At 69.2% G+C, this 19947-nt stretch carries 13 protein-coding genes; 5 read left to right on the top strand and 8 right to left on the bottom strand.

The window, feature by feature from the left end:
• Window positions 1-85: 85 nt before the first annotated feature.
• Window positions 86-1045 (top strand): aldo/keto reductase, encoded by a 960-nt coding sequence (locus tag ACXJKH_RS00170; RefSeq protein ID WP_457317829.1) that lies wholly within the window; start codon window positions 86-88, stop codon window positions 1043-1045.
• A 93-nt stretch (window positions 1046-1138) separates the two neighbouring features.
• Here ACXJKH_RS00170 and ACXJKH_RS00165 read toward each other — a convergent pair whose 3' ends face one another.
• Together ACXJKH_RS00165 and ACXJKH_RS00160 are read right to left on the bottom strand one after the other, a co-directional pair.
• Window positions 1139-2044 (bottom strand): NAD(P)/FAD-dependent oxidoreductase, encoded by a 906-nt coding sequence (locus ACXJKH_RS00165; RefSeq protein ID WP_457317828.1) that lies wholly within the window; start codon window positions 2042-2044, stop codon window positions 1139-1141.
• A complete protein-coding gene (locus tag ACXJKH_RS00160) occupies window positions 2034-2486 on the bottom strand; it encodes an Rrf2 family transcriptional regulator (protein WP_457317827.1) in 453 nt (150 codons plus the stop codon). The genes ACXJKH_RS00165 and ACXJKH_RS00160 overlap by 11 nt, the downstream gene beginning before the upstream one ends.
• A gap of 174 nt (window positions 2487-2660) precedes the next feature.
• Between ACXJKH_RS00160 and ACXJKH_RS00155 the strand changes: the two genes are divergently transcribed.
• On the top strand, window positions 2661-4793 hold the full coding sequence (locus ACXJKH_RS00155; RefSeq protein WP_457317826.1) for a methyl-accepting chemotaxis protein: 2133 nt from the start codon (window positions 2661-2663) through the stop codon (window positions 4791-4793).
• On the opposite strand, the gene ACXJKH_RS00150 is transcribed toward ACXJKH_RS00155, so the two are convergent.
• A complete protein-coding gene (locus ACXJKH_RS00150) occupies window positions 4720-5688 on the bottom strand; it encodes a LysR substrate-binding domain-containing protein (RefSeq protein ID WP_457317825.1) in 969 nt (322 codons plus the stop codon). The genes ACXJKH_RS00155 and ACXJKH_RS00150 overlap by 74 nt on opposite strands.
• A gap of 128 nt (window positions 5689-5816) precedes the next feature.
• On the opposite strand from ACXJKH_RS00150, the gene ACXJKH_RS00145 reads away from it, so the two are divergent.
• Window positions 5817-7031, top strand: a complete 1215-nt coding sequence (locus tag ACXJKH_RS00145) for an MFS transporter (RefSeq protein ID WP_457317824.1) — start codon at window positions 5817-5819, stop codon at window positions 7029-7031.
• A 138-nt stretch (window positions 7032-7169) separates the two neighbouring features.
• The gene (dkgB, locus tag ACXJKH_RS00140; protein WP_457317823.1) at window positions 7170-7973 is read left to right on the top strand and encodes a 2,5-didehydrogluconate reductase DkgB; all 804 of its coding nucleotides are present in this window, start codon (window positions 7170-7172) and stop codon (window positions 7971-7973) included.
• A 260-nt stretch (window positions 7974-8233) separates the two neighbouring features.
• Here dkgB and ACXJKH_RS00135 read toward each other — a convergent pair whose 3' ends face one another.
• The 3 genes from ACXJKH_RS00135 to mgtE all read right to left on the bottom strand — a co-directional run bounded on the left by ACXJKH_RS00135 (window position 8234) and on the right by mgtE (window position 13950).
• A complete protein-coding gene (locus tag ACXJKH_RS00135) occupies window positions 8234-8932 on the bottom strand; it encodes an alpha/beta fold hydrolase (protein WP_457317822.1) in 699 nt (232 codons plus the stop codon).
• 48 nt (window positions 8933-8980) lie between these two features.
• Window positions 8981-11710: a bifunctional acetate--CoA ligase family protein/GNAT family N-acetyltransferase gene (locus tag ACXJKH_RS00130; protein ID WP_457317821.1), complete on the bottom strand. Its 2730-nt coding sequence runs from the start codon at window positions 11708-11710 to the stop codon at window positions 8981-8983.
• A gap of 869 nt (window positions 11711-12579) precedes the next feature.
• Window positions 12580-13950, bottom strand: a complete 1371-nt coding sequence (gene mgtE / locus ACXJKH_RS00125) for a magnesium transporter (protein ID WP_457317820.1) — start codon at window positions 13948-13950, stop codon at window positions 12580-12582.
• Between the two features lie 303 nt (window positions 13951-14253).
• On the opposite strand from mgtE, the gene ACXJKH_RS00120 reads away from it, so the two are divergent.
• The gene (locus ACXJKH_RS00120) at window positions 14254-16059 is read left to right on the top strand and encodes a monovalent cation:proton antiporter-2 (CPA2) family protein (RefSeq protein WP_457317819.1); all 1806 of its coding nucleotides are present in this window, start codon (window positions 14254-14256) and stop codon (window positions 16057-16059) included.
• 82 nt (window positions 16060-16141) lie between these two features.
• On the opposite strand, the gene ACXJKH_RS00115 is transcribed toward ACXJKH_RS00120, so the two are convergent.
• On the bottom strand, window positions 16142-19480 hold the full coding sequence (locus ACXJKH_RS00115) for an ankyrin repeat domain-containing protein (protein ID WP_457317818.1): 3339 nt from the start codon (window positions 19478-19480) through the stop codon (window positions 16142-16144).
• The gene (locus tag ACXJKH_RS00110; protein ID WP_457317817.1) at window positions 19473-19742 is read right to left on the bottom strand and encodes a YcgL domain-containing protein; all 270 of its coding nucleotides are present in this window, start codon (window positions 19740-19742) and stop codon (window positions 19473-19475) included. The genes ACXJKH_RS00115 and ACXJKH_RS00110 overlap by 8 nt, the downstream gene beginning before the upstream one ends.
• Window positions 19743-19947 lie beyond the last annotated feature (205 nt).

The raw sequence follows: 19947 nt of genomic DNA, 5'->3' as shown, positions 1-19947 counted from the left end.
GAACACTGTTTTGTGCCTGCTGCCGCAACGCTGTCACCACGCCGGCCGTATCCTGTGGAAACGATTCCCAGGGAGAACATCACCCATGACTGCTACACGCGAACTCGGTCGTTCCGGCCTCCATGTCGCCCCCATCGCCTTCGGTGGCAACGTCTTCGGCTGGAGCGCAGACGAGAAGACCTCGTTCGCGTTGCTGGATGCGTTCGTCGATGCCGGCTTCAACCTGGTCGACACCGCCGATGTCTACTCGGCGTGGGTACCCGGCAACAGCGGCGGCGAATCGGAAACGATCCTCGGCCGCTGGTTCAAGCACAGCGGCAAGCGCGACAAGGTGGTGCTGGCCACCAAGGTGGCCAAGTGGGCAGAGCGCCCGGGCCTGTCGGCCGACAATATCGCCGCGGCGGTGGAAGATTCGCTGCGCCGTCTGCAGACCGATGTGATCGATCTGTACCAGGCGCACGAAGACGACGAATCCACCCCGCTGGAAACCACGCTGGCCGCCTTCGGTCGTCTGATCGAGCAGGGCAAGGTGCGCGCGATCGGCGCGTCCAACTACAGTGCCCGCCGCCTGGCCGATGCGCTGAAGGTGTCGGCGGACTACACGCTGCCACGCTATGAAACCCTGCAGCCGGAGTACAACCTGTACGACCGCGCCGGCTATGAAGCCGCGCTGGAGCCGCTGGTACGCGAACACGGCATTGGCGTGATCAGCTACTACTCGCTGGCCAGTGGCTTCCTCAGCGGCAAGTACCGCAGTGCCGAAGATGCGGGCAAGAGTAGTGCGCGCGGCCAGAGCGTGGTGAGCAAGTACGTCAACCCACGCGGGCTGCGCATCCTGGCCGCGCTGGATGACATCGCCGCCGGGCACGGCGCGACGGCCGCGCAGGTCGCGCTGGCCTGGCTGATCGCACGCCCCGGCATCACCGCACCGATCGTCAGCGCGACCAGCGTCGAGCAGCTGAAGGATGTGCTGGCTGCCGCGCAGGTCGCGCTGTCGACCGAAGATGTGGCGCAGCTGGATGCAGCGAGTGCCGAGCAGGGCTGAGTTACCCCGACGGCCAGACGCATCGGTGACGGACGCCCGGCGATCAACGGTTACGGCAACACGCTACGGCCACCTTCGGGTGGCCGTTTCCGTTCAGGCCACCGCGCTGTCTTCGGCCACCAGCGCGTGATGCACACTGATCCCGGCGCGGACCCCTTCGGCATTTGCCAGGGTGATGTTGCCCACCACGCTCGCATCGCCGGCGGCGTACACGCCGGGCACGCTGGTCTGCTTCTGCGCGTCCACCTGCACCAGCACGCCGATTGGGCTTTCTTCCAGCACGCAGCCGAGCTGTTCGACAAGCGGCGAGGCCATGTGCTGGCGCGCCGCGACAAACAGCGCGCGCAGGTCGATGTGGCGGCCGTCGGCAAGCAGCGCCCCGCTCAGGTCCGGCGCCTGCCCGGCCAGTTTGACCACCTGCGAGGTTTCGATGCTGACGCCGCGCCGCTGCAGCATCGCCCGTTCGTCGTCGTCGATGACCATGCCGTGCGCGAACAGCGTGACCTGGCCCCAGTCGGCGAGCAGGCCGGCCATCTTCACCGACATCGCGTGACCGCCAAGCAGGCCGATCGCGCCGCCGCCGACCTCGTAGCCGTGGCAGTACGGGCAGTGCAGCACGCTGTGGCCCCACCGTTCGCTCACCCCGGCAATGTCGGGCAATTCGTCGCGGATACCGGTGGCCAGCAGCAGCTTGCGCGCTGCCCACGTGCCGCCGTCGGCGGTGGTGACCGTGAAGCCATCGGCGCTGGCATGTGCGTCGGTGACGGTGTCACTGACCCAGCGCACGGTCGGGTAGTCCAGCAGCTGCGCCTTGGCCTGCCGGAGCATCTCGCTACCGGCGATGCCGTCCTGGCCCAGCACGCCGTGCGAATGCGCGGCGAAGCGGTTGCGCGGCAGCCCGCTGTCGATCACCAGGACGTCGCGGCGCGCACGCGCCAGGATCAGGGCGGCGGACAGGCCGGCAAAACTGCCGCCTACGATCACGGCGTCAAATCGCATGGGGAACTCCTGCTGCATGGTGGGCCAGGTGGCGGGCGAAGGCCTCGCCGAGGGTGGCCAGGGTGGTGCCGCGCAGGCGCTGCTCAAGCAGGGTCTGGGCCTGGCGGTAGCTGTCGTCCAGCGCCTCGTTGACCACCTGCTGCACCGGACAGCCACGCCCGGTCTCGCGCGCACCGGTGTGCAGCAGGGCCGGCGCGCCGATGGCGATGTAGACGTCGTGCAGGGTGATCTGTGCCGGCTCACGTGCCAGCTGGCTGCCGCCGCCGTGACCGCGCACCGTGCGCACCAGCCCGCCCCGTTGCAGGGCGGCAAGCAGGCGCCGGATCACCACCGGGTGGGTGGGCAGGCACATGGCGAGCTGCTCGGAAGTGCGCGGGCCATCCTGACCGACCAGATGGGCCATCACATGCAGGGCGTCGGAGAACTGGTTGCTGGATTTCATGTAACAACCATAGTTACAAATCGACCGGGTGTCCAGCACCGCCTGGGCATGCCGTTGGGCACTGTCACATCATTTTCATTTCAGTAAATGGAGACATAAATGTGATGCACATCCCACTTCAGAAAGAGCTGCCGCGAACCGATACCGCATCGCCCTCCCTCACTTTCCCTCCCCATGAACAAGACATCCAGCGTGCCCACGCGCGCCCTGAGCCTGCAGTTCAAGTTGCTGGGCGCGCTGTCGCTCGGTCTGGCCATCGTGGTGCTGTGCGCCTTGGCCGGGCTTGCCTCGGCCTGGTTGAACCTGTCCACCGACGTTCCGCCAGCGGTGGCGCGCAACGCGCAGGCCGAATTGCTGCAGCGCGAGTTCCGGCTGCAGGTGCAGGAATGGAAGAACGTGCTGATCCGCGGCAGCGATGAAGCGCTGCGCACGCGCCATCTGGCCGCGTTCGACAGCCAGGGCGGCAAGACCGCCGCGCTGGCCAAGGCGCTGGCCGGCAGCGACGACGCCAACACCGCACGACTGGCCGCCCGCTTCCTGGCCCAGCACGCCGCGCTGCAGAAGGAGTACCACGGCGCACTTGAGGCGTTCGCCGCCAGCGGCTACAGCCCGTTGCAGGGCGATGCGCTGGTGCGGGGCAAGGACCGTGCGTTGGGCACCACGCTGGATGCGCTGGGCAAGCAGACCGCGCAGGTGGCCGAACAGGCGGTGACATCGCGCTCGACGCAGGCACGCCGCACGCTGCTGCTCTGTGCCGTGTTGACCGCGTTGGCCGCCGCGGTACTGATGGGCGTGCTGGCCGTGTGGCTGCGTCGTGCGGTGATCGCCCCGGTGGTGGCGGTGGAAGCGGCCGCACGTGCGGTAGCTCGCGGTGAGCTGGACCACAGCGTGCAGGTGCACAGCCGCGACGAGATCGGCCGCCTCGGCCAGGCGATGGGCGCGGTGACCCGCACGCTCAAGGAGGTGCTGGCCGCGCAGGCCACCATGGCCGAGCGCCATGACGCCGGCCAGATCAGCTACCGCATGGACGACACTGCCTTCCCTGGCGGCTACGGCCAGATGGTCCGCGACAGCAACGCGCTGGTGCATGCGCATATCCAGGTGAAGATGCGCGCGATCGAGATCATGGGCCGCTATGCGGTGGGCGATCTGTCGCTGGACATGGAACGTCTGCCCGGCGAAAAGGCGGTGATCACCCAGGCGCTGGATACCGCCAAGGTCAACCTGGGCGCGATCAATGCCGAGATCAAGCGCCTCGCCACGGCAGCGGCGGCCGGCGATTTCAGCCAGCGTGGCGACGAAGCGCGTTACCAGTACGACTTCCGCGACATGGTCGGTGGTCTCAACCGGCTGATGCAGACGACCGAACAGGATCTGGAGCAGGTGTCGACCGTGCTGCAGGCGATCGCACGCGGCGATCTCAGCGCGCGCATGCACGGCCAGTTCCACGGGGTGTTCGCCCGCATGCGCGACGATGTGGCGCTGACCACCGGCCAGCTGACCGGCATCGTCGGCGACATCAAGCGCGCCGCGCAGTCGATCCAGGCGGCGGCCGGGGAGATCGCCACAGGCAACAACGATCTGTCCCAGCGCACCGAGCAGCAGGCGGCCAACCTGGAGGAAACCGCCGCCTCGATGGAAGAGCTGACCTCCACCGTGCGCCAGAACGCCGAACACGCGCGACAGGCCAACCAGCTGGCGATCGGCGCGCACGCGGTGGCTGCCGAGGGCGGTGAGGTCGTCGGCCAGGTGGTGCAGACCATGGGCGCGATCCAGACCTCGTCCCGGCGCATCGCCGAAATCATCTCGGTGATCGATGGCATCGCGTTCCAGACCAACATCCTGGCGCTCAACGCGGCGGTGGAAGCGGCGCGTGCCGGCGAACAGGGCCGCGGGTTTGCCGTGGTCGCCAGCGAAGTGCGCACGCTGGCCCAGCGTTCGGCCGGGGCCGCCAAGGAGATCAAGACCTTGATCGACCTCTCCGTCGGCGATGTCGCCAGCGGCGCGCGGCTGGTGCAGCAGGCCGGGCAGACCATGGGCGAGATCGTCAGCGGCGTGCAGCAGGTGACCGCCATCATGGCCGAGATTTCCGCCGCGTCGCAGGAGYAGTCCGCGGGCATCGAACAGGTCAACCAGACCGTGGTGCACATGGATGAAGCTACCCAGCAGAATGCCGCGCTCGTCGAGGAAGCAACGGCGGCGGCACGCAGCATGGAAGAACAGGCCATCGCCCTCAACGAGGCGGTGGATGTGTTCGTGCTGGATGCCGGCAGGGCTGCCCGGAGCGGATTGCCGCAGGCGGCCTGAGGTAGGGGTCGCCGACCATGGCGGCGGCCAGGTGATCCAGGAACGAGCTGATCCGCGCCGACACCGCCGTGTTGCGGTAATACACCGCGTGGATCGGCTGGCGCACCTCCACGGTGAGTTCCGGCAGCAGTTGGACCAACCGCCCGGCGTCGCGATCACGATGGGTCATGAAGTCGGACAGGCAGACGATGCCGACGTCCTCCAGTGCCAGCGCGCGCAGGGTTTCGCCGCTGGAGACGGCGATGGCCGGGCGCACGTGCAGCAGTGCGTCGGTGTCGCCGGGCAATGGCCAATGATTGAGCGAGTCCGGTTCGTTGAAGCCCAGCAGCGTGTGCCCGCGCAGCTCGGCCACGCGTGTGGGCGTGCCGTGCTGCTGCAGGTACGCCGGGCTGGCCAGGACCCGCAGGCGGCTGTGCGCCAGCGGCCGTGCATGCAGGGTGGAATCGGCCAGCGGCCCGATCCGGATCGCCACGTCGGTGCGCCGTTCCAGCAGGTCGATGTAGCGCTCGCTGCTGTTGAGTTCCAACAGCACGTCCGGGTAGCGCGCCCGGTACTCAGCGACCAGCGGCGCGATCGCATGCAGCACGAACGGCATCGCCGCATCCACGCGCAGGCGCCCGGCCGGACGGTCGCGGCGGGCGGCAATCTGCTCTTCGGCTGCCTCCACCGAGGCCACGATGGCGCGCGACTGTTCGAGGAAAGCGGCCCCTTCTTCGGTGAGCTGCAGGCGCCGCGTGGTACGGGTCAGCAGCGTGGTACCGAGCTTTTGCTCCAGCCGCGCCAGCGCCCGGCTCACCCCGGAGGTGGTCTGGCCCAGGGTTTCGGCGGCGGCGGTGATCGAGCCGCTGTCGATCACCGCGATGAAGGCCTGCATTTCGTCGAGGGTGGTTTTCATGGCGGTGAGCCGGCACGCGGGAGGCCTATTATTGATCATGGGGCAAGAGTGATTGGCGTGAAGGCCGCTTTTTCGGCAAGAGTGCGGCGCGCAGACTGCGCAGCCTCACCTCCCACCGGTAACCCACCATGTCCCGTGGCATCCCCTTGGCCCTGCTGGCGCTCACGCTTGGTGCGTACGCCATCGGCACCACCGAATTCGTCATCGTCGGGCTGATCCCGACCATCGCCGCCGACCTCGGCGTGTCCCTGCCCTCGGCCGGCCTGCTGGTCTCGCTGTACGCCCTGGGCGTGGCGGTGGGCGCGCCGGTGCTGACCGCCCTCACCGGCCGCGTGCCGCGCAAGACCCTGCTGGTGGCGCTGATGGTGCTGTTCACGCTGGGCAACGTGATCGCCTGGATGGCGCCGGGCTACGGCTCGCTGATCGTGGCGCGGGTACTCACCGGCCTGGCGCATGGCGTGTTCTTCTCGATCGGCTCGATCATCGCCACCTCGGTGGTGCCCAAGGAGAAGGCCGCCAGCGCGATCGCGATCATGTTCACCGGGCTCACCGTGGCCCTGGTCACCGGGGTGCCGCTGGGCACCTTCATCGGCCAGCACCTGGGCTGGCGTGCGACCTTCCTGGCCGTGGCCGCGCTCGGTGTGATCGCGCTGATCGGCAGCCTGCTGTTCGTGCCGCGCAATCTGCAGCGCAGCGAGCCGGCCACGTTCGGCCAGCAGTTGTCGGTACTGGCGCAGCCGCGTCTGTTGCTGGTGTATGCGATTACCGCGCTGGGCTACGGCGGCACGTTCCTGTCCTTCACCTACCTMGCCTCGATCCTGCAGGACGTCAGCGGCTTTTCGGCCAACGCGGTCAGCGGCGTGCTGCTGGTGTACGGCGTGTCGGTGGCCATCGGCAACCTGTGGGGCGGCCGCCTGGCCGACCGTCGCGGTCCGATCCCGGCGCTGACGTTGATCTTCGCGTTGCTCGCCGCGGTGCTGTTCGTGCTCACCTTCACCGCCTACAACAGCTGGCTGGTGCTGCTGACCGTGCTCGCACTCGGTGCGGTGGCCTTCGGCAACGTGCCGGGGCTGCAGGTGTACGTGGTCAAGCAGGCGAAGCGTTTCGCCCCGCAGGCCGCCGACGTCGCCTCGGGCCTGAACATCGCCGCCTTCAACGTCGGCATCGCCCTCGGTGCGTCGCTGGGCGGGCTGGTGGTGGATCACCTCGGGCTGATGCATACCCCGTGGCTGGGTGCGCTGGTGGTACTGGGCGCGCTGGGTCTGACCGTGCTGAGTGGTCGCCTGGATCGTCGCGATGGCGTGGCCGACCGCGCCGACGGCATCGCGGTGAGTGCGCATTGATGGATCGTGTGGCGGACCTCCACAACGGCAGCCGACCAACGGTTCGTTTCACGCAACAGCAGCCGACCAACGGTCGGCTCTACGTCGCTTTACGGTGCACGGCGTAGCCTGCACTGCCTCCCCCCTGAAGGAATTTTCATGAGCATCCCCGCATTCGGCCTCGGCACGTTCCGCCTCAAGGGCCAGACCGTCATCGACTCGGTCCGCAACGCATTGGACGTGGGCTACCGCGCCGTCGACACCGCACAGATCTACGACAACGAGGCCGAGGTTGGCCAGGCCATCGCCGAATCCGGCGTGGCCCGTGACGATCTGTTCCTGACCACCAAAGTGTGGATCGCCAGCTTCAGCCACGATGCCCTGCTGGACAGCCTGCGCGAGAGCCTGCGCAAGCTGCGCACCGACCATGTCGAGCTGACCCTGATCCACTGGCCCTCGCCGAAGGATGCGGTGCCGATGGCCGAGTACCTGGGCGCACTGGCGGAAGCAAAATCGCTGGGCCTGACCCGGCAGATCGGCATCTCCAACTTCACCATCGCCCAGACCCGCCAGGCGATCGAGATCCTGGGTGCCGATGCCATCGCCACCAACCAGATCGAAGTGCACCCGTACCTGCAGAACCGCGCGCTGATCGCGTTCCTGAAGGAACAGGGCATCCACGTCACCGCGTACATGAGCCTGGCCTACGGCGAGGTGCTCAAGGACCCGGTGATCCAGGCCATTGCCGAGCGCCACCAGGCCACCCCCGCGCAGGTCGCATTGGCATGGGCATTGCAGCAGGGCTACGCGGTGATCCCCTCCTCCACCAAGCGCGAGAACCTGGCCAGCAACCTGCTCGCCGCCGACCTGCGCCTGAGCGATGCGGACATGGCGCAGATCGCCACGCTGGACCGTGGGCAGCGCCTGGCCAACCCGGAAGGCATCGCGCCGGACTGGGATTGAGGCAGGCGGGCCTGGTCGGCAGTCGCGGTGGTGTTCTTCCTTCGCGCCTGCTGGCCGTGTTCCCGATATAGGCGGCGGTAGGGTCGGATCCGTATCGACCGTCGACCATGTGGATCGGCGCGGCGAACGCATGAGCCGTTGCAGGAGCCCGTGCGTCGACGCGGGTCATGCCATTGCCGGAACCTGGCGCATTTCACGGCAGTTGATCGGGATGCGGCCCTACCAGCATCCGCGGCCGCGGCCGCGGCAACAGTATTGAATCAGGCCTGCAACCATGCGCGCATCGCTGCGCTCACCTCGTCCGGTTTCTCCATCGGCGCCAGGTGCCCGCAATCGGGCACCACCACCAGTGTCGATCCCGGCACCAGCGCGTGCATTTCCTCGCTGATCGCCAGCGGGGTGATGCGGTCGTTGGCACCGCACACGATCAGCAGCGGATCGCGGTAGCTGGCCAGGGCGTCGTGGCCGTCGCCACGTTCGAGTGCGCTCTGGCGCAGGAACACCTCGGCACCGAGCCGCGCGGTCATGTCGCGCACGCGCTGCACCAGCACGTAATCGTCCCGCCGCGAGGCGTCGATGTAGCTGCGCATCAGTGTGTCGCCAAAGCCGTGGAAGGTGCCGGGCAGGCGCACGCTGGCGCGCTGCGACCGGCGCTGGGCCGCGCGCTCGGGCGAATCGGCATGGATCGACGTATCGATCAGGGCCAGCCGCAGCACCCGCTCCGGTGCCGTGCGCAGGATCTGCTGGGCGACGAAGCCGCCGAGCGAGAAACCGGCCAGGGCGAAACGCGCCGGTGCCTGCGCCAGCACGTCATCGACCACCGCCTGCAGCGTCTCGCCACGGGTCTGGTCGCCCACACTGCAGTCGGCGATATCGGACAGGTCGGCGATCTGCGCCCGCCAGAGTTCAGCGTCGTTGAGCAGGCCGGGGAGGAGAAGCAGGGGGAGGCGGTCGGTCATGGCGATAGTGTCGCCCCGCCGGCGTGCACGAGCCATGCCGCCAACGGCTCAGTGCGTTGCGGTATCTGGCGGCACGGGCACCTGCACGTCCTGCACCGGCAGGGTCACCACCATCACGGTGGAATCGTCTGGATCGAGCCGGGTCTTGAAGCCCAGGCTCTGGCACATCGCCAGCATGGTGCTGTTCTCGCGCAGCACCTGGCCTTCGATGATGTTCAGGCCCAGCCACTGCGCGTACTCGATCATGATGCTCATCAAGCGCCAGCCAATGCCGTGCCCCTTGAGGTCCGAGCGGATCAGGATGCCGTATTCGCCGCGGTCGTAATCGGCGTCGGCATGCAGGCGCACCGCGCCGAGCATGTCGCCGCTGCGCGGGTCGATGGCTACCAGCGCGATCGAGCGGGCGTAATCGAGCTGGGTCAGGCGGGCGATGAACTCGTGGCTGAAATGCTTGACCGACTGGAAGAAGCGCAGGCGCAGATCGTCGTCGGTGACGCGGGCGAAGAACGCGCGGAACAGCGCGTCGTCCTCCGGGCGCACCGGGCGCACGAAGGCGGGCGCACCGTCGGACAGGGTAATGGTGCGCTCCCACTCCTTCGGGTACGGGAACACGGCAAAACGCGGATGGCCACGGCCCTTGTGCAGCTTGCGCGAGGGCGCGATGGCCACGCGTGCGTCCAGCGCGATCACCCCGTCGCGGTCGGCGAGCAGCGGATTGATGTCCAGGCTGCGGATCTCGGGGATGTCGRCGGCCAGCTGGGCCAGCTTGACCAGGATCAGCGCAACCGCGCGTTCGTCGGCGGCCGGCACGTCACGGTACGCCTTGAGGATGCGCGAGACGCGGGTGCGGCCGATCAGTTCGTGCGACAGGCGCAGGTCCAGTGGCGGCAGCGCCAGCGCCTTGTCGTCGATCACTTCCACCGCGGTGCCGCCGCGGCCGAACACGATCACCGGGCCGAAGGTCGGGTCGTCGGCGATGCCGGCGATCAGTTCGCGCGCCTTGGGGCGGACGATGGTCGGCTGCACCAGCACGCCGTCGATGCGTGCATCCGGGCGCTTTTCATGCGCCCGCGCGATGATCGAGGTGGCGGCGGCATGCACCGCCTGCAGCGTGCCGAGGTTGAGGCGCACACCATCGACGTCGGACTTGTGCGGGATGTCGGCGGAGAACACTTTCACCGCGACCGTGGCGCCCTGCTCCAGCAGCGGCTGGGCCAGGTCCATCGCCTCGTGCGCGTCGCGCGCCTGCATCACCGGCGCCGAGGGAATGCCGTAGGCGGTGAGCAGCTGGTGGGTGGCGATCGGGTCCAGCCACTGCTGGCCGGCAGCGAGCGCGCGCTCGACCAGCGCCCGCGCGGCGACGGTGTCGACCACGAAATCCTCGGGCAGGCTGGGCGGGGTTTCCATCAACGCGGCCTGCGCGTCGCGGTAGCGCACCAGATGCTGGAAGCCGCGCACGGCCTCGGCTTCGGTGGGATAGGTCGGCACGCGTGCCGCGTTGAGGGTGGCAGTGGCGCGGTCGTCGTTGCCCAGCCAGACCGCGAACACCGGTTTGTCGCGGTGGTGGCGCGGGCGCAGGCCAAGGGTGCGGGTGAGCGCCTGCGCGGCGTCGGCCGAGGAGGTGAACGCGGTGGGCACGTTGACCACCAGCACCGCGTCGTTTTCGCTGTCGGACATCAGCGCGTCGATGGCGGCGGCGTAGCGCTCGCCGTCGGCGTCGACCACGATGTCGACCGGATTGCTGCGCGACCAGCCTTGCGGGAGCACCGTATCGAGCTGGGCGACGGTGGCCGGCGACAGCTCGGCGAGGCTGCCGCGCAGCGCCAGCAGCTGGTCCACCGCCAGCCGCCCTACCCCGCCACCGTTGCTGAGGATGGCCAGCCGCCGCCCGGGGAAGGTGCCGAGCCGGCCAAGCGTTTCGGCGGCGGTGAACAACTCGTCCAGCGCGCTGACGCGCAGCAGGCCGGCGCGGTTGAACGCCGCGCCGTAGACGGCGTCGCTGCTGGCCAGGGCCTGCACATGGGTGTCGGCGTCGGGATCGATGCGGATGTGGCGGCCGGACTTGACCACGACGACGGGTTTGGCACGGGCGGCCGCACGCGCGGCCGACATGAACTTGCGCGCGTCGCCGATGTGTTCGACGTAGAGCAGGATCGCGCGGGTGCGGTAGTCGGTGGCGAAGTAGTCGAGCAGGTCGCCGAAGTCGACATCGAGGGTGTCGCCGAGCGAGACCACGGCGGAGAAGCCGACCGAACGGGCGACGCCCCATTCCACGAGCGCGGCGGCAATCGCACTGGATTCGGAGATCAGGGCGAGGTCGCCGGCCTGCGGGAAGTGGGCGGCGATGCTGGCATTGAGACGGGCATGCGGGGCGATGACGCCCAGGCAGTGCGGGCCGAGAATGCGCAGGCCTTTGGCGCGGGCGGCGGTTTCGACCTGGGCGGCGAGCGAGCCGGGGCCCTGGCCCAGGTTGGCGGTGAGGATGATGGCGGCGGCGACGCCACGCTCGGCGGCGGTGGCCACCACCTGGGGGACGATGCTGGCCGGCGCGGTGATGATGACCAGTTCGGGAACCCAGTCGAGATCCTTGAGCCGTTTGACGGTGCGGATGCCGTCGATGTCGCTGTAGCGCGGGTTGATCCAGGCGACCTTGCCGGGGAAGCCGGTGGCGCGCAGGTTGCGCATGACGGCGCGGCCGGCGGAGCGTTCGCGCGGGCTGCCGCCGATGACGGCGACCGATTGCGGACGGAAAACGGATTGCAGGTGGTAGGTGCTCATGGGCCGCACAGTCGCCGGGTCATGGGTGACACGGTACACGGCTGGAGTGGTGGGTGTGATGATCTGGCGCAGGTGCGGGATCGAGATTCAAGGCAGCTCGACAGCGCGTCCACCGGTAGTTCCTTTCCTCGTGCGGGACAGCGCCGCCCTGCCCGGCCGAGACACGGCTTGAACTGCGCCGCCGTACGCACTGGCGCCGTTGTGTTCCGCACGTGGCCACGCGCTCGTGTGGTTTCGATGATGCCGCTTCGTTCTGCCGAGCATGGCTCGGCACTACCGTATGGCATCCGTGCCCGGCGGGAATGGCATCCATGCCCGATGGGGCATGCCGCCGCGCGTGCGGACAGTGGCGCATTCCGGTGTGGCTACGCGCTCGTGTGGTTTTCGCCGGTGCCGGTTCGCTCTGCCGAGCATGGCTCGGCACTACCGTGTGGCATCCGTGCCCGGCGGGAATGGCATCCATGTCCGGTGGRGCATGCCGCCGCGCGTGCGGACAGCGGCGCATTCCGGTGTGGCCACGCGCTGGTGTGGCTTCGCTGATGCCGCTTCGTTCTGCCGAGCATGGCTCGGCACTACCGTATGGCATCCGTGCCCGGCGGGAATGGCGTCCATGCCCGGCGGGAATGGCATCCGTGCCCGGCGGGGCATGCCGCCGCGCGTGCGGACACCGGCGCATTCCGGTGTGGCCACGCGCTGGTGTGGCTTCGCTGATGCCTCTTTGTTCTGCCGAGCATGGCTCGGCACTACCGTATGGCATCCGTGCCCGGCGGGAATGGCATCCGTGCCCGACGGGCATGCCGCCGCGCGTGCGGACAGCGGCGCATTCCGGTAGAGCCACGCCATGCGTGGCTGGCACTCACCGTGTTGGACTACAACAACGTGCCGCTGAGAATCATCGCGGCGATGCTGAAGTAGATCACCAGGCCGGTGACATCGACCAGGGTGGCCACGAACGGCGCCGAGGCGCTGGCCGGGTCGAAACCCAGGCGTTTGAGGATGAAGGGCAGCATCGAGCCGGACAGCGAGCCGAACGTGACGATGCCGACCAGCGCCGCGCCGATGGTGAGGGCCAGCAGCTTCCAGTGCTCGCCGTAGTCGTGCAGGCCCAGCAGCTGCCAGGACACGATGCGGATCATCGCCAGCACGCCGAGGATGGCGCCGAGGGTGAGGCCGGTGGGGACTTCGCGCAGCGCGACTTTCCACCAGTCGCGCAGGCGCAGTTCGCGCAGGGCCAGGCTGCGGATCAGCAGCGAGGTGGCCTGGGAACCGGAGTTGCCGCCGGAGCTCATGATCAGCGGGATGAACAGGGTAAGCACGACGGCGCGGGAGAGTTCGTCTTCGTAGTGCTGCATGGCGCTGGCGGTGAGCATTTCGCCCAGGAACAGCACGCTGAGCCAGCCGGCGCGCTTGCGGATCATGTCGAAGAAGCCGATCTGCATGTAGGGCTTTTCGAGCGCTTCCATGCCGCCGAACTTGTGCGCGTCCTCGGTGGATTCCTCGATCAGGGCGTCGAGGATGTCGTCGACRGTGACGATGCCGAGCACGTGCTGCTGGGCGTCCACCACCGGGATGGCAAGCAGGTCGTGGCGGCGGATCAGCTGGGCGACTTCTTCCTGGTCGAGCATCGCATCGACGGTGACCGGCGGGTTGACCTGGGCCACCTCGAGGATGGGCTCGTCGGGCAGGCCGGTGATCAGCCGGCGCATGGTCACCACCTGCACCAAGGTGCGCGCGTGCGGGTCGAGCACGTAGATGGCGTAGACGGTTTCGCGGGTGCGCTCGACTTCGCGGATGTGCTGCAGGGTGCGGCCGACGGTCCAGTCGGCGGGCACGCTGACGAACTCGGTGGTCATCAGCGCGCCGGCGGTATGCGCGGGATAGCTGAGCAATTGCTGGATGGAGTGGCGTGCCTCGGCGCTGAGCAGCGGGATCAGGCGGGCGCGCTCGTCTTCGTCCAGTTCATGGACGATGTCGGTCGCGCGGTCATCGGCCATCAGCCCGAGCAGGGCGGCGGCGCGGGCCACCGGCAGCAGGCCGACCAGCTCGCCGCTGCGGTTGAGCTCGGGCTGTTCGAGCATCTTCACCGCACGCGGCAACGGCAACGCCGCCAGCGTGTCGGCAGCGCGCGACAGCTCCAGGGTGTTGAGGAACTCCACCGCGTCGGCGGTGTTGAAGTGCTCCAGCGGTTCGCTCAGGGCGGCGGCATCGGCCACCGGGCGCAGCAGGTCTTTCTGGTTCATCGGGTTCGCCTGTGGGGATCGCCATGCGCGACGCCAGCAGTGGCGAACCGTCCCTCGTCAGGCGGTGGCCATCACTGGCGTCGAGCAAGGTCGACTTCTACTGTCGCTGGACATGGGTTTGGGGACTCCGCAAGGGTGTACTGCCGGACGTGCCGGCAGCGGCGGGCAGTCTGGACCCGGGCGCAGGGCGGGTCAACCCGTGGCCGGCTGCGGTGTTGGGCCGCGATTGACGTTGGGCCAACGCCGGCGTCGCATAATGGGCCTCGATATTGCCCGGCGACACTCCCATGAGCAGGTCCCTCCATGCATAGCGGCGCGCTCGAGCTGGCCCTGGTGCTGCTGTTGGCGGCGGTGATCGCGGTACCGGTGTTCAAGAAGCTGGGGCTGGGCGCGGTGCTGGGCTACCTGGCCGCCGGCGTGGTGCTGGGCCCCGATGGCCTGGGCTTTGTGCAGGATGCCGACCGCATCCTCGGCGCGGCCGAGATCGGCGTGGTGATGCTGCTGTTCGTGATCGGGCTGGAGCTGTCGCCGGCACGACTGAAAGTAATGCGGCGCTCGGTGTTCGGCGCCGGTGCATTGCAGGTGGCGCTCAGCGCGATCGTGCTGGGCAGCTTGTTGCTGCTCGATCATTTCCAGTGGAAGAGCGCGCTGATCGTGGGCATCGCACTGGCGCTGTCGTCCACGGCGGTGGGCCTGCAGCTGCTGTCCGAGCACAAGGGGATCAACAGCGACTACGGTCGGCTGGGCTTTGCGATCCTGCTGTTCCAGGACCTGATCGCCATTCCGCTGCTGGCGGCGATCCCGCTGTTGGGTGGGGCCAAGAACGAGTCGCTGCAGTGGCAGGACGTGGCGGTGGCACTGGGTGCGCTGGCGGTGGTGATCCTGTGCGGGCGTCCCGTGCTGCGCCGCCTGTTCAACATCATCGCGCGCACGCGCAGCCCCGAGGTGTTCACCGCGATGGCGCTGCTGGTGGTGCTGGGCACCGCCTGGTTCATGCAGGAGGCCGGGCTGAGCCCGAGCCTGGGCGCGTTCCTGGCCGGCGTGCTGCTGTCCGATTCGGAATTCCGCCACGAGCTGGAATCGCAGATCGAGCCGTTCAAGGGGCTGCTGCTGGGCCTGTTCTTCATTGCGGTGGGCATGGGCATCGACCTGGACCGCATCGTGGCCGAGCCGGCGATGATCGCCGCGGGCGTGGCGATCCTGCTGGTGGTGAAGTTCGGGCTGCTGTTCGGCATCGGCAAGCTGGCCAGGCTGCGTACCCGGCACGCGCTGATGCTGGGCAGCGTACTGTGGCTGGGCGGCGAATTCGCCTTCGTGGTGTTCAACGAGGCGCAGCGCGCGAACCTGCTGGGCAATGCCAACCACGACCGCCTGGTGGCGATCGTCGGCCTGTCGATGGCGATCACGCCGCTGCTGATGATCGCGCTGATGCGGCTGCTGGGCAGCGAGGATGCGGCACAGGCAGACGAACGGCCGGCCGACAAGGTGGATACCGACGGCGCGCCACCGCAGGTGATGATCGCCGGCATGGGCCGCTTCGGCCAGGTGGTGGCGCGCCTGCTGACCGCGCAGAAGATCCCGTTCGTCGCGTTGGAGTCCAATCCGGACACGGTCTCGGATCTGCGCCGGTTCGGCAACAAGCTGTACTACGGCGATCCGACCCGGCCGGAGATGCTGCGCGCGGCCGGCGGCGAGCATATCCGCGTGTACGTGGTGACCCTGGACGACCCGGACGCGAACATGCGCGCGACGCGCCTGATCCGGCGCAACTATCCCGATGCGGCGGTGCTGGTGCGCGCCCGCAACCGCCAGCACGCGTGGCGGTTGATGGACATGGCCGCCGAACCGTTCCGCGAGGTGTTCGGCACCAGCCTGGAGCTGAGCGAACGGATGCTGATCGCGCTGGGCATCCCGAAGGACACCGCGCGCAGCCATGTACAGCGCTTCCGCGAACATGACGAAAAACTGCTGCGCGACCAGTACCTGGTGTACGACGACGAGACGGCGGTGATCCAGACCTCACGCGATGCGCGCGCGGATCTGATGCAGCTGTTCGAGGCCGATGCGGAGAGCGATGGAAAGGCGTCGGATCGCGACCGCCACGGTTGAACCGGCGCGATGGAAGCGCTGGCGGCGACGGGATGAAAGGGAGCCGACCCACGGTCGGCGCTACGCGGGGTGGTCCGCCGGATCAGCCGTTGTCGCGCAGGAACCGCGCCATCGAGGACACGCCCGGCACGCGCGGCTCGAACTCGCCGGCCACGTCGATGAAACCGCGCATGACCGCGATCTCGCGCGGGCTGCGGTTGAGGGCATCGCGCACGTCCGGGTCGGCACCGGCACGCAGCAGGCGCTGCACCAGCAGTGGCAGCCCATGCAGGGCGGCCAGGTGCAACGGACCGAAACCGCGCGGATCGCGCACCTCCAGCGACACGTCCTCGTCGAGCAGGCGCTCGACCGCGGCCAGCACGACCTGCTCATCGCAGGCGGTGCCCGGTTCAGCGCGCGCGCCCAGCAGCAGCAACAGCGGCGTCACCGAACCGGCCGCGGCCTGGTCGGGCTCGGCGCCGGCCAGCAGCAGGGTGTCTAGCAGGGCCAGCAGGCGCGAGCGGTCGCGGGCGCTGAAGCCGTAGAGCGCCGCGCAGTGCAGCGGGCCCAGTTGCTGCGCGTCGCCGGCATGCACGTTGGCGCCGGCGGTGAGCAGGCGCGCGACGATGTCGGGCAGGCCCAGCGCCGAGGCCAGCATCAGCACGGTGACGCCACCGGGCAGGCGGTATTCGAGTTCGGCGCCGGCATCGAGCAGCGCCGAGACGATGTCGATCTGGCGCATGCTCACCGCTGCCGACAGCGGCGTGGCGCCGCTCGCCGCGGCGTGCTGCGGGTTCGCACCACGCGCCAGCAACAGGTCGACCACGGCCAGGTGGCCACCGCCCGCGGCGCGCAGCAACGCGGTGCAGCCCTGCGCGTCGACCACGTCGACGGCAAAGCCCAGGTCGATCAGGCGACGCACCGCATCGGCATCGCCAGACATGGCCGCGGCCGGCAGGTCGCCGTCGCGCAGCGCACGTCGCGGCAGCGGCCACACCCGCCAGTCCAGCCAGTCGGCGAGGTCGCGGCGACCGATCGACAGCGCCACGCCCAGGGGGGTCTGGCCATCGGCCGCGCGGGCTTCCGGGGACGCGCCCTGCAGCACCAGTAGTTTCAGCGAGCCTTCGCGGGCCAACGCCGTGGCCAGGTGCAGGGCGGTCATGCCATGGCTGTCGCGCGCCTCACGGTCCACGCCAAGCACCAGCAGCGCATGCTGCAGCCGCAGCCAGCCCAGGCGCACGGCCAGCGACAGCGGCGGATCGCCGGCCGGCGACGGCGCGAACGGATCGGCGCCACGTTCCAGCAGTTCCAGCGCCAGTTGCTCCAACCCGCGCGAGGCGTGATCGTGTTGGGCGCAGGCGCTGAGCAGACGGGCCAGGCCGCCACGACCGGCCGGGGACAGGCCACGGCGCAGCAGCACCTGCAACGCCGGGACGGCATCGATGCCGCGCGCCAGCAGCGCGAACATCGGCGTGTCGCCGCAGGCATCGAGGACTTCCGGCGCGGCACCGTTGGCGATCAGCCAATCGACCGCCTGCGGATCCAGTGCCAGCTCGGCGTCGTGCAGCAGGCCACCCAGTTCGTCGGGCGCGCACAGCCGCGCCAGCGCGGCCATGCCGTCGAAATTGCCGAAGCCCAGCGCTTCGCGCAGCAGGTCCAGCGGCGGCCGGTCCGGCAGCGACGGCGTGCCCGGGCCTGCCTCGGTATCGACCGCGACCAGCCCGTCGGTGACCGATGCCGGCAGCGGATAGTTGCGGTCCAGCAGCGACACGATGGTCCAGCGCCCGGCGCTGGCGGCGATGTCGACGGCGCGACGGCCCTGCGGATCGGGAATGTCGGCGGCGATGCCCAGTTCCAGCAGGCGGCGCACCAGCAGCGGCGACACGTTGTCGGCCATGCAGGCCAGCAGCACCGCGTTGCGCCCTTCCCCATCGACGGCATTGCGCTCGGGATGGTGCGGCAGCAGGTGTTCGATCACCGCCGCGCGACCGCCCCGGGCCGCTTCCAGCCATGGGGTGCGCGAAAGTGCATCGCGCGATTCAAGGTTGGCACCGGCGGCCAGCAGCACATCGATGATGTCCACATGGCCGGCCAGCGCGGCCTCGTGCAGGGCACTGCGGCGCTGGCGGTCGCGCGCGTCGGCGCGCGCCTTGTGCTTGAGCAGCAGCTGTACGCCGGCCGGATCATCTTCTTCGGTACCGGCGGCGGCCAGCAGCACCGGGGTGCCCTCGGCCGGCTCGGTCTTGGCGCCGCGCTCGAGCAGGAACCGCGCCAATCGCCAGTTGCCGACCTGGCAGGCCACCGCCAGCGGCGACCAGCCTTCCTGGTTGAGTGCGTCCACTTCGGCGGCGGCATCGCGCAGCAGCGCGGCCACGCCCGGATCGGAACTGCGTGCGGCGTGGTGCAGCGGCGTGTTGCCATCGCTGTCGACCGCGCGCGAATCGGCGCCGTTGGCCAGCAGGGTCATCACCGCCTCGGGTCGGCCGTGCCAGCTGTCACGCGTGGCGGCCAGCAACGGGGTCATGCCCCGGTGCGGTGCATTGACGTCCACCCCGCGCGCGATCAGTTCGCGCAGCAGGCGCAGGTCCGGCAGCACGGCGGCCAGCACCGGCAGGTTGCGCTGGTCGCGCCAGGCCGGATCGGGCAGGCCATGCGGATCGGCGCCGGCGGCCAGCAATTGCAGCGCACGGTCGACGCGGCCACTGCGGGCGGCGTCATACAGCGCTGGCAGGTGTTCGTGCTGGCCGAGGTGTTCCAGCGGCTGCGGTTCGGCGTCGTGGTTGGCCAGCGCATCGGCACCGTGGCCGTCCACATCGAAGGGGTTGCGCACGGCCAGCGCGGTGGCCGGGGCGATGGTCTGCAGCAGCAGGTGCGCCAGCGGCGACAGCACCACCACGGCGGCGGTCAGCGGCCAGCGCAGTGCGTCCGATACCAGGCCGGGCCAGGCAGGCAGCACCACCAGCGCGCAGAGGGCAACCACCAACGCAGCCACGCCCAGCCCACGCCAGGCGCTGAGGTCACGGCCGGACAGGGCCTGCCAGTGGCCGGTCAGGCTGCCATCGGTGCGTTCGATTTCATTCCACAGCGGCCACGTGCGCCAGACGCCAAGCAGGGCGGCGCTGACGGCTACGCTCAGGCCGAGCACGGCGGCAAGGCTGCCGCTGTCGTGCAGGGCGCTCAACGGCCAGGCCACCAGCGCGGCCAGCAGCAGCGGGCCGGCCAGCCAGGGAACCAGCAGCGCAGGCAGGTCCTGCCGCAGCAACTGCGGGGGCGCATGCACGGGGCGGGTACGTCGCCACCAGGCGATGCCGAGGGCGAACGCCGGCTGCGCCAACGCCACGCCAAGGGCGGCAGGCACGCCGCCGAGCGCGGCCGCCAGGGCCAGCAGGACGCCGGCGGCGAACGCGATGGCCATGGCGCGGCTGCGCAGGGGATCAGTCATCGCGGCGACGCGGGACGCGCACCGGGGCGACCGGTGGCGGGGGCATCTGCAGATGGAATCCGCGCTCGGCCAGGTTGGCGCGCACTTGCCCGACGTCGGCCAGGGCGAGGCGACGGTCAGGGGTCAGGGCGACTTCGAGCACGAATTCAAACGGCGCCAGCGTGGCTTTCAGCGCGTCGGGGACGGCGTTGAAGTCATCGCGGGCGGCGAGGTAGACGTAGGTGTCCTGCTTGCGTTGGCTTTTGTAGACGTAGGCTTGCATTGCCTGCGGGGCGCTGCCCTGGAGTAGATACGATGATTGTGTCGGAAACCACGCAAGGGGGAAAGCCGGGATCGGCTTCCGGCGTCGGTTTGATGGCGCGCGGCAGATTCAGGTTCATCAATGTCGCGGGGGTGTTCAGGTGGGTTTGGTCTTTTTGGCCGCGTTTTTCTGAAGCCCCAAGCAGCACGTCGTTTCCGTTTAGGGG

Source organism: Stenotrophomonas sp. P5_B8, from assembly GCF_054049855.1.
This window is presented reverse-complemented; position numbering and strand designations above follow the sequence as displayed.

What these genes read in the sequence shown, in the direction of transcription:
- ACXJKH_RS00170 (WP_457317829.1), top strand. Translation starts at nt 86, where the DNA reads ATGACTGCTACACGCGAACTCGGTCGTTCCGGCCTCCATGTCGCCCCC.
- ACXJKH_RS00165 (WP_457317828.1), bottom strand. Translation starts at nt 2,044, where the DNA reads ATGCGATTTGACGCCGTGATCGTAGGCGGCAGTTTTGCCGGCCTGTCC.
- ACXJKH_RS00160 (WP_457317827.1), bottom strand. Translation starts at nt 2,486, where the DNA reads ATGAAATCCAGCAACCAGTTCTCCGACGCCCTGCATGTGATGGCCCAT.
- ACXJKH_RS00150 (WP_457317825.1), bottom strand. Translation starts at nt 5,688, where the DNA reads ATGAAAACCACCCTCGACGAAATGCAGGCCTTCATCGCGGTGATCGAC.
- dkgB (WP_457317823.1), top strand. Translation starts at nt 7,170, where the DNA reads ATGAGCATCCCCGCATTCGGCCTCGGCACGTTCCGCCTCAAGGGCCAG.
- ACXJKH_RS00135 (WP_457317822.1), bottom strand. Translation starts at nt 8,932, where the DNA reads ATGACCGACCGCCTCCCCCTGCTTCTCCTCCCCGGCCTGCTCAACGAC.
- ACXJKH_RS00120 (WP_457317819.1), top strand. Translation starts at nt 14,254, where the DNA reads ATGCATAGCGGCGCGCTCGAGCTGGCCCTGGTGCTGCTGTTGGCGGCG.
- ACXJKH_RS00115 (WP_457317818.1), bottom strand. Translation starts at nt 19,480, where the DNA reads ATGACTGATCCCCTGCGCAGCCGCGCCATGGCCATCGCGTTCGCCGCC.
- ACXJKH_RS00110 (WP_457317817.1), bottom strand. Translation starts at nt 19,742, where the DNA reads ATGCAAGCCTACGTCTACAAAAGCCAACGCAAGCAGGACACCTACGTC.